The organism is Flavobacterium sp. HJSW_4 (genome assembly GCF_042436695.1).
GTDB lineage: Bacteria > Bacteroidota > Bacteroidia > Flavobacteriales > Flavobacteriaceae > Flavobacterium.
Genome location: NZ_JBHNPP010000019.1, coordinates 59,476 through 73,795 on the forward strand (window position 1 = coordinate 59,476; position 14,320 = coordinate 73,795).

Below are 14,320 nucleotides of genomic sequence, written 5' to 3' on the forward strand. Positions count from 1 at the left end.
TTTCATTTAAAAATAAATAGCGTTTAATTTTTTACATTTATCAAATGTTTTCAAAATTTCAAAATCATATCGTTTCAAGATTTCCTTTTTTAGCCGAAAAAAAGCTTTTTCTGGCTGTAAGCGGCGGGTTAGACAGTATGGTTTTGCTGCATTTATTGCACAAACTGCCTTATGAAATTGCTGTTTTGCATTGCAATTTTCAACTTCGCGGATTAGAAAGTTTTGGAGATCAAGAATTTATTCAAAACTATTGCGATCAGAATAATATCCCGATTTTTACGACTCATTTTGATACCGAAGCTTTCGCTAAAGATTATAAACTTTCAACTCAAGTTGCGGCGAGAGAACTTCGTTACAGTTGGTTTTATGAACTTTTAGAAGAAGAAAACTTCGATTATATTTTAACAGCGCATCATGCCGACGATAATCTGGAAACCTTTATTATCAATTTAACTCGCGGAACAGGATTAGAAGGTTTAACTGGAATTCCAGAACAAAACGATAAAATTATTCGTCCGCTTTTGCCTTTTTCTAGAGAAGAAATTTCGAAATATGCAGAAGAGAATAAGATAGAATGGCGAGAAGATAGTAGTAATGCTTCGACAAAATATCTTCGAAATAAAATTCGTCATAATTTGGTTCCTGTTTTAAAAGAAATCAATCCTAATTTTTTGGATGCTTTTCAGAAAACGCAGTCGTTTCTTCAAGAATCGAAAGAAATGGTCGAAGATGCGTCGATTATGGTGTATCAGCAAGTGGCTAAAGAAGCGGGAGATGATATTCATTTCGATTTAAATCAATTAAAAAAACTTCCAAATTATAAATCGTATTTGTACCAATGGCTGAATGAATTTGGCTTTTCGGCATGGAATGATATTTACGATTTGGTTGAAGGACAATCAGGAAAACAAGTTCTTTCAGAGGAATTTAGATTGTTGAAAAATAGAGAAACGCTTATTTTAAGTCCGTTTTCAGGAATGCCAGAAAACGAAGAATACGAAATTAATGAAAACGATACAGAAGTTAATTTTCCCTTAAAAATGAGTCTTTGTAACGTAGGTCACACAACATTCGGTTCAAATAAGGTTATATTTGTCGATTCGGAAAAAATCCGCTTTCCATTAGTTTTGCGTAAATGGAAAGAAGGAGATGTTTTTCAGCCTTTTGGAATGAGAGGAAAATCTAAAAAAGTCAGCAAACTTTTTAAAGACGAAAAATTATCATTGATCGAAAAAGAAAAAACATGGATTTTATGTTCTGAAAATGAAATCGTCTGGGTTGTCGGAATTCGACAAGACGAGCGTTTTAAAATAGAGAAAACCACAAATCAAATACTAAAAATAGAATTACAATAATGAACTTTACTCGAAATCTTCAGACAAATTTGTCAAAAAATGTTTGGACTAAAACCATTTTACTTTTCGTGTTTTTCTTTGCTTTTGCAAAAGGTAATGCACAAATATTAGAGCCTGTAAAATGGACTTCTAAAATTGAGAAAAAAGGAAACAATGCCGTTTTAATTTTTGATGGAACAATCGAAAAAGACTGGCACATGTATTCGCAGTTTACTCCAGACGGCGGACCTTTAGCTTTAGAAATAGCTTTTAAAAATCAGAAAGGGAACTACGAATTAGTTGGAAAAGCAAAGGAAGGTAAAACTAGAACTGCTTTCAACGATGTTTTTGGTGTAGATGAAACTTTCTTTGAAGGAAAAGCACATATTGAACAAGAAATTAAAATAATAAACCCAAACTTAAAAACGGTTGATGTAGATTTTGATTTTCAGGTTTGTAAAGAAGTTTGTATCAATTCGAGCAAGAAATTCTCGATTGCAGTTCCTTCAACTTTCAAAATAGACGAAGTTCCTGTTGTAGCAGAGGCTAAAGTTGATGAAACAAAAGTAGTTGGACTAGCTGTTGATAAGGTTAAAAAAGAAGAAGCGACTCAGGCAAAAGTTGAAAAAACTGCAGAAACAGCAAAAGAAGAAGTTCCTGTTCCAGCGGCTTCAAGAAGTTTATGGTCAATCTTTTTTCTTGCTTTCTTAGGTGGTTTTGCGGCGTTATTTACGCCTTGCGTTTTCCCAATGATTCCAATGACAGTAAGTTTCTTTACCAAACAAAGTAAAAGCCGTGCAAAAGGAATTAGAAATGCGATTATCTACGGACTTTCTATTATTGCGATTTACGTAATTTTAGGTCTTGTAGTTACTAAGATATTTGGAGCAGATGCCTTAAATGCTTTGTCTACAGATGTTTGGTTTAATCTTATTTTCTTTGTGATTTTGGTTGTTTTTGCAACATCATTTTTGGGTGCATTTGAAATTATGCTTCCAAATTCTTGGGCAAACAAAGCCGATCAGCAAGCAGATAAAGGTGGTTTAATCGGAATATTATTTATGGCTTTGGCTTTGGCAATTGTATCATTCTCTTGTACAGGACCAATCGTTGGAACTTTATTAGTTGATGCAGCTTCAAATGGAGGAATTGCGCCAATTGTCGGAATGTTAGGATTCTCATTGGCATTAGCGCTTCCGTTTATGTTATTTGCAATGTTCCCAGGTTGGTTAAATTCGTTGCCAAAATCTGGAGGCTGGTTAAATACAGTAAAAGTTGTTTTAGGGTTTTTAGAATTAGCATTGGCATTCAAATTCTTATCAAATGCAGATTTAGTTTTACAATTGCATTTCTTAGAAAGAGAAGTTTTCATCGCGATCTGGATTGCTATTTTCGGAGCTTTGACTTTATATTTATTCGGAAAAATCACATTGCCTCACGATAGTCCAACACACCATATTTCAGTAGGAAGATTGTACTTAGGATTATTAACTTTTGTATTTACAATGTATTTAATTCCTGGACTTTGGGGAGCGCCTTTAAAATTAATTAGTGCATTCCCGCCACCTCCGACATATAGTGAAAGTCCGTTTGGAGTGGGAGGATCAGGAAATGGAGCAGTTTCTGCAGAAGCAGGAAAAGGCTTGCCAGCAGGAGCAGAATTAGGGCCGCACGGAATTATGGTTTTCCACGATTATGAAGATGGTTTAGCTTATGCAAAACAAATCAACAAACCAATCATGTTAGACTTTACAGGTTATGCTTGTGTGAACTGTAGAAAAATGGAAAACAATGTTTGGTCTGAGCCGACAATTTTACCAATTCTTAAAAATGATGTGGTTTTGATTTCGCTTTACGTTGATGATAAACGTGAATTGCCAAAAGAAGAACAATTTACAACTGAAGCAGGAGATAAAATAATTACAGTTGGTGATAAATGGACAGATTTTATGATCTCAAAATATAAAACAAATACACAGCCTTTATACGTTATTACAGATTTGGAAGGAAAAAACATGAATACTTCTAAACCAACAATTAGCTACGTAAGCGCTGATGAATATTTAGAATGGCTGAAAGAAGGAATTGCTAATTTTAAATAAGTTGAGAAGAAGTAAAGTAAGATGAAAGAAGCAAGATGAAAGAAGCAAGATGAAAGATGAAAGAGAAGGTATCAATCTACACTCTAAAGTCTAAAATCTGCAATCTTAAATCAAAAATAAATAAGGTTGAAGTTAATTCAAACAAAAAGCACTCTAAGTCAAATTTAGAGTGCTTTTTTATTTATCAAGTAATGTGAGAAAGGGAATTTATTTTTATAAGAATTCTCCGTGTTGAGAGATGTCTAATCCTAGTTCTTCTTTTTCTTCAGTAACTCTTAAAGGAGTAATTTTATTAACGATGAAGAATAAAGCATAAGAAGCTACAAAAGCGAAGATTGAAACAATAACTAAAGCAGTTAATTGGTTGATGAATAATGTCGGAGTCCCGAAGATTAAACCTTGATTATCCCCAACTGCAGGGTTGATTGCTTTTGAAGCGAAAACTCCAGTTAAAAGCATACCTACCATACCACCAACACCGTGACAAGCAAATACATCTAGAGCATCGTCGATTTTTCCTTTAGGGAATTTGCTTACTACAATGTTACTTACAATTGCAGAGAATAAACCGATGAAGATTGCGTGAGGAATACTTACGAAGCCAGCAGCAGGTGTAATAGCAACAAGACCTACAACAGCTCCGATACAAGCTCCAAGAGCAGATAATTTGTGTCCTAAAATTTTGTCAAGGAAAACCCAAGCCATTGCAGCGGCAGCAGCAGCAACAGTAGTAGTTCCTAAAGCTTGAGCAGCAAGCCCGTTTGCTCCTAAAGCAGATCCAGCGTTGAAACCAAACCATCCGAACCAAAGTAAACCTGTTCCTAATAATACATAAGTAATTCTAGCAGGGTTCACTTTTTGAACTTTTCTTTTTCCTAAGAACATAGCTCCAGCCAATGCAGCCCATCCAGCGCTCATATGCACTACTGTTCCTCCGGCGAAGTCCAGAACCCCCATTTTGAAGAAAACTCCATCAGGGTGCCATGTCATATGAGCAAGAGGAGCATATATTAAAATGATGAATAAAACCATGAACAACAAATAAGCCCAGAAACGAATACGTTCTGCAAAAGCACCTGTAATTAATGCAGGAGTAATGATGGCGAATTTTGCCTGAAATAATGCGAATAAAATAAATGGAATTGTTGGTGCAAGGCTCCATGCTGTATTGGTTCCAACTCCTGCAAAGAATAAATTCTGAGACGGATCTCCGATAATTCCTCCAATTGATGGTCCAAAAGCCAATCCAAAAGCAACAACGGTCCATAGAATAGTAACAATTACCATTGCCATAAAACTTTGAAGCATAGTACTAATTACGTTTTTCTTACCTACCATACCTCCGTAGAAAAATCCTAATCCAGGTGTCATTAGCAATACAAAAGCAGTTGCAACGATCATCCAGGCAGTATCTCCAGTATCAAACTTTACAGCTTCTGCAGGAATTGGGTTGTCTGCAATAATAAAGTTTGAAATAAAGGTTAGCACTAAAATCGTGATAAGAATCACACTTAAAATAATTTTTCGCATAGTTATTTAGTTTTAAATTTTTTATAAAAGTATAAAATGATTTAATACCCCCTAAAAAAATAGGGTTACATGCTTAATTTTTGTTAAATTTAAAATTTAACCCCTTTCATTTTGCGTGAATTTCTTAAAACAAACTTAAAATTTACAATTTGGCAACATTTTTTTTTCACTTACCATCATTTTTGATAATTTTTGGGGTAATTGATTGCTATTTTTTGTAGGATAATAGATATTTGTTGTTTAAAAAACGTTCAGAGTTGATTGTAAAAGATATTTTTTAATCTTTTTAACAATTTTGGTGATTATAATCTAAGAATGGAAAACAGAAGAATTAAATGGGGAATAGTTGGACTTGGAAATATTGCAAGTCAGTTTGCTTCAGATTTATTATTAATTGAAAATGCTGAACTGAAGGCAGTTGCGTCTAGAGATTTTTCTAAAGCGGAAGAATTTGGCGGAAAATACAATGCTTTAAGAATGTATAATTCTTATGATTTGCTTTTTCAAGATCCAGAAGTTGAAATCATCTACATTGCAACTCCTCATAATTCACATGCCGAATTGACTATAAAAGCCTTAGAAAACGGCAAAAATGTTTTATGCGAAAAACCTATGGCATTATCGTATAAAGACGCTGAAAGAATGGTAGAAGCTTCTAAAAAGCATAATAAATTTTTTATGGAAGCATTTTGGACGCGATTTATTCCATCAGTTCAAGATGTTTTGCAGAAAATAAATAAAGGAGCAATTGGAAACGTAAATTATATAAAAGCCGATTTTGCCTTTCACGGAAGTGAAACAGAAAACAAAAGACTTTTTGATAAAGAACTTGGCGGCGGAGCATTATTTGATATTGGCGTTTATCCTTTGTTTCTGTCATATATATTATTAGGATATCCGAAAGAGATTTTAGCGAAAGCAATTAAACATAAAAACGATATTGATTTGCAGACTTCGATGATTTTGCAATACGAATCAGGACAAGCGGTTTTGCATGCTTCCATAGTTTCAGAATCTGATATGAAAGCTATTATTTCTGGAACAGAAGGACGAATAGAATTAAATGCGCCGTGGTTTGTTGCTGATGGTTATTCGTTATTTAAAAATGAAGAAAAAGAAGCCGTTGTCACTTTGCCAACTCTTGGAAAAGGATATTCTCATGAAATTATAGAATGCCAAAATTGTATTTTGAATAATGAAATTGAAAGCAAACTTTGGTTGCATCAGAATTGTTTGGATTTGAGTAGGATAGTGGAGGAGATTAAAACTCAGATTGGGTTAACATTTTAAGTATTCACTTTAATAATATTGTTTCACATGATTGAGAAAACAGAATATCTTGCTAAAAAAATAAATGGGTTTGTTGAAAAATATGGAGAAGTGCCGCCTCATTGGATTTTCAAACCGGACTCACATCCATATAGTATTTTTTGGAGACAGGGAAGTGGTGATGAATTTTGTGACTGTTTTTATATTTGGTTTGGAGAAAATCTTAAAACAACTGAAGAAAAAATTAGTTATTTTAAAAAATATTCTCCTCCGCCAAGATGGTTAGCCTCAGTAATAGAAGATATCTGGGAATTGGAAGGATGGAATGAACCGTTTTTTGATTACACACCACATCTAAGAAAACTTGAAGAATATGGTTTTAAAGGAACATCTGAATATGAAAAAGACTTAGATGATGAAAAATGGTTAGATAAATAAAGATTTATAAATAAGTTATTGAAAATATAAAGTAGTAAAATATTTACAAATTATATTTTTTACTCGCATTTAATTAAATACTTTTACTTTTTTATAAGAATTTATTTATGTTAGTAAAAGTTTACGGAAGTGCCGTTTTTGGAGTTGAGGCCACAACAATCACAGTTGAGGTTCATATGGATAAAGGAATTGGTTATCATTTAGTTGGACTTCCAGATAATGCCATAAAAGAAAGCAGTTATAGAATTGCTGCCGCTTTAAAGAATAACGGTTTTAGTCTTCCAGGAAAGAAAATCACAATCAATATGGCGCCTGCCGATCTTCGAAAAGAAGGTTCATCTTACGATTTGACTTTGGCGATGGGAATTTTGGTAGGTTCAGATCAGATTAAAGCTCCTGAAATTGAACGATATATTATTATGGGAGAACTTTCTTTAGACGGAAGTCTGCAACCCATTCGTGGAGCATTACCAATTGCTATTAAAGCGAAAGAAGAAGGTTATAAAGGATTTTTTCTTCCGATTCAAAATGTAAAAGAAGCGGCAATTGTAGCGGGTTTAGATGTTTATGGAGTTGAAAATCTAAAAGAAATAATTGATTTTTTCTCTGGAAAAGGAACGATACAGCCAACCGTTATTGATACAAGAGCAGAATTCTACAAAACTTTAGATTTCCCAGAACACGATTTTTCCGATGTTCGTGGGCAAGAAAGTATCAAACGCTGTATGGAAATCGCGGCAGCTGGCGGACATAATATTATTTTGATTGGTCCGCCTGGAGCGGGAAAAACAATGCTGGCAAAACGTGTTCCGAGTATTTTGCCTCCAATGACTTTGCGTGAAGCTTTAGAAACTACTAAAATTCATAGCGTTGCAGGCAAATTAAAAGAAGTCGGATTAATGAATCAAAGACCATTTAGAAGTCCGCATCATACTATTTCGAATGTTGCGCTTGTTGGAGGAGGGAGTTATCCGCAGCCGGGCGAAATTTCGATGGCACATAATGGCGTTTTATTTTTAGATGAATTGCCAGAATTTAAACGAGATGTTTTAGAAGTGATGCGTCAGCCTTTAGAAGATCGTGAAGTGACTATTTCACGAGCTAAATTTACGATTACATATCCTTCCTCTTTTATGCTTGTAGCAAGTATGAACCCAAGCCCAAGCGGATTTTTTAACGATCCAAGTATGCCGAATACTTCTTCACCGCACGAAATGCAACGATATATGAGTAAAATTTCTGGACCATTATTGGATCGGATTGATATTCATATTGAAGTTACTCCAGTTCCATTTGATAAATTATCAGACGAGCGAAAAGCAGAAAGCAGTGTAGAAATTCGTAAACGAGTTACAGCGGCGCGAGAAATTCAAACCAAACGATTTGAAACAGTAGAAAATGTTCATTACAACGCTCAAATGAGCAGCAAACTAATTCGAGAATATTGTGTTTTAGATGAGCCTTCTAAACAATTATTAAAAACGGCAATGGAACGTCTGAATCTTTCCGCGAGAGCTTATGACAGAATTTTGAAAGTTTCGAGAACAATCGCCGACTTAGATCATTCCGAAAATATTGTTTCGTCTCATATTGCTGAAGCGATTCAATATCGAAGTTTGGATAGAGAAGGATGGCTTGGGTAGAATTATGAATTGTGAGTTGTAAAATGTGAAATGAAGATTGCCTTTTCTCATTTCACATTTTACTTTTCACAAAAAACAATAAATGTTATTCTTTATTTTTCGGGTAGAAGAATTTGAAAGAATTGCCAACAGCAGTATGCAAAATCGATCCGTGATTTTCTTCAGGGAAATAATCGAAGAAGACTTTTACATTTTTACTTTTAGATTCTTTTAGTTTTTCGGCCAGTAAATTAGCATCGACTTCCATTACGTGCGGAATTTCTGTTGGAGCTAATCCCTCTTTTCCAACGGCAATGTAAATTTCGGTTTGCTGGTTGAAATTTTCTTTTAGCATTTCAGAATCTAAATTCAATAATGAGCCATTATTCCACCATAAGCTTGGACTTGCAATAACATATTTATTAAAAAGGAAAGGTTTTTTAAGCAATATTTCTGTACCTAATAATCCGCCTAAAGACTGGCCAATGATAGTTTTAGACTCGTTGGTTTTGTATCTCTTTTCAATGAAAGGCTGCAATTCTTTTTCGATAAAAGCAATAAATTGATCAGAATGTCCCGTTGTCGGAAAACGAGTTTTATCTTTTTCGATTGTTGTTGGAGAAGTAAAATCTCTTTTTCGGTCTACAGTTGCAATTCCAATCACGATTGATTTAGGAACCTGATTTATCCATTCAAAACTATTGAATTGAACCAATCCAGAAATATGAATAAAATCTTCATCGGCAGAACCGTCAAGTAAATAAATAACAGGGTATTTTGTTGCTTCAGCAGGATTGTAACCTTCAGGAAGATAAATATTTAAAATTCTTGTTTCGTTTAATTCTTTCGATTGAATTTCGTCAATCACGCCTAAAACAAAAGGCTTAGAAGTTTCTGTGGTTTTTGTTTTATTTTTTTGACTGAATGCTGCAGTAAAAAAGAAAAAAGAAAAGGCTAGAGCAAAAAAATTGTTCATTAAATTAGAAGTAAATGGTTTTTAGATAAACGAAAATACAAATTTTAATTATGGTTTACTTTTCTACTTTCTGTAAATAAAATTTGGCAACCTTTTTAGAGCCTTTAAATCTTCGAATAATTTGGTTTGTTTCAACATTATAAACTAAAAGTCTATCTTGTTTTATTTTATATTTGAGATGGTATGGGATGTTATCTTCAAATTTTAAATCGTAATAATGTAAATTTTGATGCTCATTTGTATCAATTGGAGCTTTTAGTAATTCATCAAACGATAAAGTATCTTTAGATGTGTCATACTTTGATTTGTTGAATTTTACGTAAACAATATTATTTGAAACTTTAAATCGTCCGGTCAAATTTTCATTCATTAAATCTCCTGCTTTATGAAATTTGACAGTACTGTCTCGATTAAATTTGATATCAGTCACGAAAAAACCAAGTTGCGCAAAATTGGATCTATATCTTCCTTGAAAGTTCTTATTTGAAGAACATGAATTAAATATAAAAATTATACTAAGAAATAAGAAGACTTTGGTTATTTTGACTAAATGGCGATTCACTTATTTTTTTGTTTTCAGTTGCTAATTTGAAAGTACAAATTAAACTGTAAAAAGAGATGAAATTATTTAAAAACATAAAAAATCCGCTTTATTGAAGCGGATTTTAATTTTATATAAAAGATTTTGTTATTAAACTTTCTCAGCAAAAACAGCATCTAAGCCTTCCATAGCAATGGTGAAACCTTCTTTGAATCCCATTTGAATAATCATTTCTAAATCTGATAGCTTTTCATGTTTAATTTCAACATCGACAAAAGTAGAACCATCTTTTTCACAGAAAGTAACGTCCCAGTCAGAGCGTGGAAATTCTTCGTTTAAATTTCCTTCGCTATCACAAAAAGCGTCAAGCCATTTTACATTCGTTTTCGGATTTATGGAAGTATAATCGGCAAGAGCCCAATGTTCTTCGCCTTCTGGACCAACCATTGCATACAATCTTCGTCCGCCTTCTTCGAAATTCATGCTTTTTGTTCGTGATTTCCACGGAGCTGGCGCCCACCACAAATCCAGAATTTGAGGTTCTGTCCAAGCAGACCAAACTTGAACAAGCGAAGTATTAAATTCACGTTTTACATTTACAGTATTATTTTCTTTATCTACAGTAAAATTCATTAAAAGATTTGATTTCATTTTCTTTAGATTTTTAGTTAATAATCAGTTGGATTAAATTAAAACACATAGAGACATAGATTTTCTATTTCAAAAAAAGAAAGCAAAAGAAACTAGTTTCCACACATAGCTTAACTATGTGCATTTAGATTAGTGAAACGCCTTTTTTAGATATCAAAAAGGCTATGTTTCTATGTGTTTAAATAGTTAATTCGGAAAAAAAGCTTTTATTTTTTTTCTGCTAAGATTTTATCCAAACCTTGCATTGCAGAAGTGAAGCCTTCTTTAAAGCCCATTTCGATAATTTTTTGCAATTCTTCAAAACTGTCACGTCTTATATGGATATCAACAATTGTAGAACCATTTTGTTCCGAAAAAGAAATATCCCAATACGAACTTCCAAATTCTGAATTCGGATTTCCTTCTCCATCAGAAAAAGTTGCAGAATGCTTAAAGTTAGTTTTAGGAGAAATCGAAGAATACTCAAAATAACTCCAGCGTTCCGTTCCGTCTGGACCAACCATAGCATATAATCTTCTTCCGCCTTCTTTAAAATCCATGGTTTTGGTTTTAGATATAAACGGAGCCGGTGCCCACCATAAATCTAGAATTTCGGGTTCTGTCCATGCAGCCCAAACGTTTGACAATGGCGCGTCGAATTCGCGTTTTACATTTACCGTTTTATTTTCCTTGTCTACAGAAAAATTCATTAATAAATCAGTTCTCATTTTCTTTAGCTTTTAAGTTTAGTAATACTTGATCCAATTGGCTAAAACGCTGTTCCCAAATTGCTTTAAACTGCTCCAGCCATTCATCAACTTCTTTCATTTTTTCAATTTTGAGCTGATAATAAATTTCTCTGCCCAATTTCTTTTCTTCCAATAAATCACATTCATTCAATATTTTAATGTGTTTAGAAACCGCCTGTCTTGTAGTTTGAAACTGCTCTGCAATTGCATTTGGTGTTAATGCAGTAGAAGAAATCAAAACTAATATTGCTCTTCTCGTCGGATCGGCAATAGCTTGAAAAATATCTCTTTTCATTTTTCTGAATATAAATTTGCAACTAATCAGTTGCGAATATACGCAACTTTTTGGTTGCGCAATTAGAAATATGTTTTTTTTTTTGAATGATAAGAACCTAAACAAAAAAGACGCATCAAAAATGCGTCTTTTTCTTTATAAGTATGTTATATAATTATCGTCTAAATTTATTCTTTACAATGATGTCTTTTAGCTTGGCTTTCAGGTCTTCACCAGTATCAAATACCATCTGTTCGTTATTTGGAAAAGGAACGGCACGTCTGTCAAAATAAGACAAATAATTATCATCGCAAGCACCTCTATTTCCTCTGTAAGTCGAATAAATATTTTCAAAAATATACTCGCTGCTTATCGGGAAAGTCTGAACCAGCTGATTTGTTTTCAAATCTAAATAATCAACTTTTGCAGTTACCAAACAAGATTTAAACTGTCTGGATTCGTAAACTGTTGCACGAAGTGTTTTGTAATTATCGACTTTAATTTCTTTACCCAAGCTATCCTTTACAGGTCTTCCGCGGCTGTCCAAAAGTGTTTTTACGCCATCTTTAACTTGCTTTTCTTTTATAAATTCTTTCTCTTTAATCTGTTCTGGCGAAATGGCAATCTGTCTGAAACTAAGAATCAAACTATAATCGTACGTTACATTTTTCTGTCTTGCGCTATGATAAACGGTCCATTTATCATTTAATCCGTAAGTTTTAAAATCCAATAAATCGTCCTGAAGCATTTTCGGAATTACCATATTCGTTTCGTTTTTTGCGTAAACATCTACGAAATCTGTTCCTTTAAAAAGGGCATCATCCATCAATTTTTTGGTGTTTTTGTAACCTGGATTAATACTTTCCAAATAAACAAAATCATCGTATGCTTTTCTAAAATCCAATTTGTTATTCGATTTCAAAAGGGCAGAAGCGTTTTCATACAAATATTTAGAAAGTGCATTTTTGCTGTTTGCAAGCTCATCAGAATAATTATCAAAAGGGAAATAGGCATTTTTTCCTAGCTTTAATAAAGGCAATGGTAAAATCGGACTGATTTTTTCCTGACGGTTATTCAGCTGTAAATAAGTATTATAGATACGTTCCGCATTTGCAGGATTATTCTCTTTATTCAGCATTTCCAAATTACGGAGATCTCGGTCTTTTGCTTTTGCAAAGGCTTCTTCTAGCAAATAAACGTAGTCTTGTTTGCCTTTAGAATCTTTTTTTGTACGCAACGCCTCAACAGCGCGATCAATCGCACCATCATAATTTCCGTCGCTAAGCATTGATTGTGTTGTCTTTACGCCGCAAGATGAAAGGGCTAAAAACAATATAGAAAATAGAAAAGTAATTTTTTGCATTGTGTGTTTTTGAAGGTGTAAATATATCTTTTTAAACTTTCAACAACTATGCCTTCTTTATTTTTTTATTTGAGGAGCAAAAAAGCTATTCAAAAACTTCTTTTTGCACATTCCATTTATAGATTTTTTTTCTAAAATTGAGATACTTTCCATATTCTTTTTCAAAATATTCAGGAGAAGACATTGGATTTTCTTCAAATGAAACGGTCATATTTTTTCCATTGCGAGGAAGTTCTATTGTAAATTGAGATTGAGTTAAATTCTCTTTGATGGATTGTTTTGTATTAGTCTTTGTAAATTCACTAACAAGATTATTTATAAAAACATCAAAATTTGAGGTATAGCTTTTTAGGTATCCTGTTCTAACTTCAGTTAAATTATCATTTTTGTATTCAAAAAGTTTAAAATTTTGCTGAAAAAATCCGCCGTTGCTCCCAAAAACTGTTGAAAGAGCAATTAATTTTTTGCCTTTTAAATTCCAATACGCCATTTCATAAATTGCATATCCAGAAAGACCATCTGTATAGTTTTGGCTTAATCGTAAATACCCATTTTTAGTATCTATCTCTACACTAAATTTTTTATCACCATATTTTGTAAGCGTTTTGTTTTTTACCAATGTTTTCTTTTCGAGATAGCTTAATTCATCAACATAAGATGACGGAATCGAATAGAAAAAGTCAATAATATTTTGCGCGCTTATACTTTGGATCGATAAAATCAGTATTGCGGAATAAAGTATTTTCTTCATATTTAGTTATAGATAATGTTTAATCTATTTTGATTAGGTTGAATTTTTTAATTAAGGGATTAAATTCATAGTTCAATGTATTTCCTTTAAAACAATCTTTATTTTCATCTAAATATGAATTGCTCATTTTTATCTTTTTTGTACCGATATAGGAATATTCGAATAGAATTCTGTTATCGTCAAAGATTTCCATACATTTTTCATCGTTCGGATCAATTACCAACGCGGTTATAAAATGATCAAATAAGTCTCTGAACGGAATATTGGTAAGTTGGCCATTTTCATATTCAAATGCATGAAAGTCATTGCCGTCTCCCACAATATCGTCTGTAATTACAATGTAATTATTTGGCTTGATTTTATAGATTGACAAAACCCAAGCTCCATCTACGATCTGAATTTGTAGTGTATTTGGAGCGATTAATGCGAACTTCCACATAAAACGGGAAGTTGTCGCAATGTAATTGTTTTTCTTTACTTTCTTTACAAATTCGATTCTGTCGCTTTTGGGCCATTCCCAGCTAGAAAAGGTACTGTCTGGCAAAATGGTGATAATATCAAATAGATTTTTATGTTCGTCGTAGCTTATTTTTAAAGTGTCTGGAACTTCCAACGTATCTTCATTATTTTCAGCATTTACCTGAATTTCTTTTTTCGGAATTCGGAGTTCTTTTTTTTCTTCTTTTTTACAAGAGAACAAAGTAAAAATTAAAAGGCATGCAATAGAATATTTCATTTTTA

Annotated in this window: 14 protein-coding genes; 5 read left to right on the plus strand and 9 right to left on the minus strand. The window is 33.0% G+C overall.

The genetic code is table 11. The features are described from left to right. The first annotated feature begins 44 nt into the window (after positions 1 to 44). Positions 45 to 1,355 (plus strand): tRNA lysidine(34) synthetase TilS, encoded by a 1,311-nt coding sequence (gene tilS, locus ACE01P_RS17065; protein ID WP_379700088.1) that lies wholly within the window; start codon positions 45 to 47, stop codon positions 1,353 to 1,355. Beyond that, on the plus strand, positions 1,355 to 3,436 hold the full coding sequence (locus tag ACE01P_RS17070) for a cytochrome c biogenesis protein CcdA (RefSeq protein ID WP_379700089.1): 2,082 nt from the start codon (positions 1,355 to 1,357) through the stop codon (positions 3,434 to 3,436). Before tilS ends, ACE01P_RS17070 begins: the two co-directional genes overlap by 1 nt. 213 nt (positions 3,437 to 3,649) lie before the next feature. Here the strand turns inward: ACE01P_RS17070 and ACE01P_RS17075 are convergent, their stop codons facing one another. Further along, positions 3,650 to 4,966 (minus strand): ammonium transporter, encoded by a 1,317-nt coding sequence (locus ACE01P_RS17075; RefSeq protein WP_379700090.1) that lies wholly within the window; start codon positions 4,964 to 4,966, stop codon positions 3,650 to 3,652. A gap of 315 nt (positions 4,967 to 5,281) precedes the next feature. Between ACE01P_RS17075 and ACE01P_RS17080 the strand changes: the two genes are divergently transcribed. The 3 genes from ACE01P_RS17080 (at position 5,282) to ACE01P_RS17090 (ending at position 8,316) form a co-directional block, all read left to right on the plus strand. Beyond that, the gene (locus ACE01P_RS17080) at positions 5,282 to 6,256 is read left to right on the plus strand and encodes a Gfo/Idh/MocA family protein (protein WP_379700091.1); all 975 of its coding nucleotides are present in this window, start codon (positions 5,282 to 5,284) and stop codon (positions 6,254 to 6,256) included. A 27-nt stretch (positions 6,257 to 6,283) separates the two neighbouring features. Further along, positions 6,284 to 6,673 (plus strand): hypothetical protein, encoded by a 390-nt coding sequence (locus tag ACE01P_RS17085; RefSeq protein WP_379700092.1) that lies wholly within the window; start codon positions 6,284 to 6,286, stop codon positions 6,671 to 6,673. Between the two features lie 107 nt (positions 6,674 to 6,780). Next, complete coding sequence (locus ACE01P_RS17090; protein ID WP_379700093.1) at positions 6,781 to 8,316, plus strand: YifB family Mg chelatase-like AAA ATPase; 1,536 nt, start codon at positions 6,781 to 6,783, stop codon at positions 8,314 to 8,316. Between the two features lie 85 nt (positions 8,317 to 8,401). Here ACE01P_RS17090 and ACE01P_RS17095 read toward each other — a convergent pair whose 3' ends face one another. From ACE01P_RS17095 to ACE01P_RS17130, 8 genes are all read right to left on the minus strand, one after another. After that, positions 8,402 to 9,271 carry an alpha/beta hydrolase gene (locus ACE01P_RS17095; protein ID WP_379700094.1) on the minus strand — a complete coding sequence of 290 codons (870 nt, stop codon included), beginning with the start codon at positions 9,269 to 9,271 and terminating at the stop codon, positions 8,402 to 8,404. A 55-nt stretch (positions 9,272 to 9,326) separates the two neighbouring features. After that, positions 9,327 to 9,701 carry a hypothetical protein gene (locus tag ACE01P_RS17100; RefSeq protein ID WP_379700095.1) on the minus strand — a complete coding sequence of 125 codons (375 nt, stop codon included), beginning with the start codon at positions 9,699 to 9,701 and terminating at the stop codon, positions 9,327 to 9,329. A gap of 261 nt (positions 9,702 to 9,962) precedes the next feature. Then, positions 9,963 to 10,463, minus strand: a complete 501-nt coding sequence (locus ACE01P_RS17105) for an SRPBCC domain-containing protein (RefSeq protein WP_379700096.1) — start codon at positions 10,461 to 10,463, stop codon at positions 9,963 to 9,965. A 206-nt stretch (positions 10,464 to 10,669) separates the two neighbouring features. Then, entirely contained in the window at positions 10,670 to 11,170 is a 501-nt protein-coding gene (locus ACE01P_RS17110) for an SRPBCC domain-containing protein (protein WP_379700097.1), read from the minus strand. Continuing rightward, a complete protein-coding gene (locus tag ACE01P_RS17115; RefSeq protein ID WP_198856796.1) occupies positions 11,160 to 11,486 on the minus strand; it encodes a helix-turn-helix transcriptional regulator in 327 nt (108 codons plus the stop codon). Before ACE01P_RS17115 ends, ACE01P_RS17110 begins: the two co-directional genes overlap by 11 nt. Positions 11,487 to 11,640: 154 nt before the next feature. Next, complete coding sequence (locus ACE01P_RS17120; RefSeq protein ID WP_379700098.1) at positions 11,641 to 12,828, minus strand: hypothetical protein; 1,188 nt, start codon at positions 12,826 to 12,828, stop codon at positions 11,641 to 11,643. Positions 12,829 to 12,913: 85 nt separating this feature from the next. Next, positions 12,914 to 13,579 (minus strand): hypothetical protein, encoded by a 666-nt coding sequence (locus ACE01P_RS17125; protein WP_379700099.1) that lies wholly within the window; start codon positions 13,577 to 13,579, stop codon positions 12,914 to 12,916. A 19-nt stretch (positions 13,580 to 13,598) separates the two neighbouring features. Beyond that, on the minus strand, positions 13,599 to 14,315 hold the full coding sequence (locus tag ACE01P_RS17130; RefSeq protein WP_379700100.1) for a hypothetical protein: 717 nt from the start codon (positions 14,313 to 14,315) through the stop codon (positions 13,599 to 13,601). Positions 14,316 to 14,320: the final 5 nt, after the last annotated feature.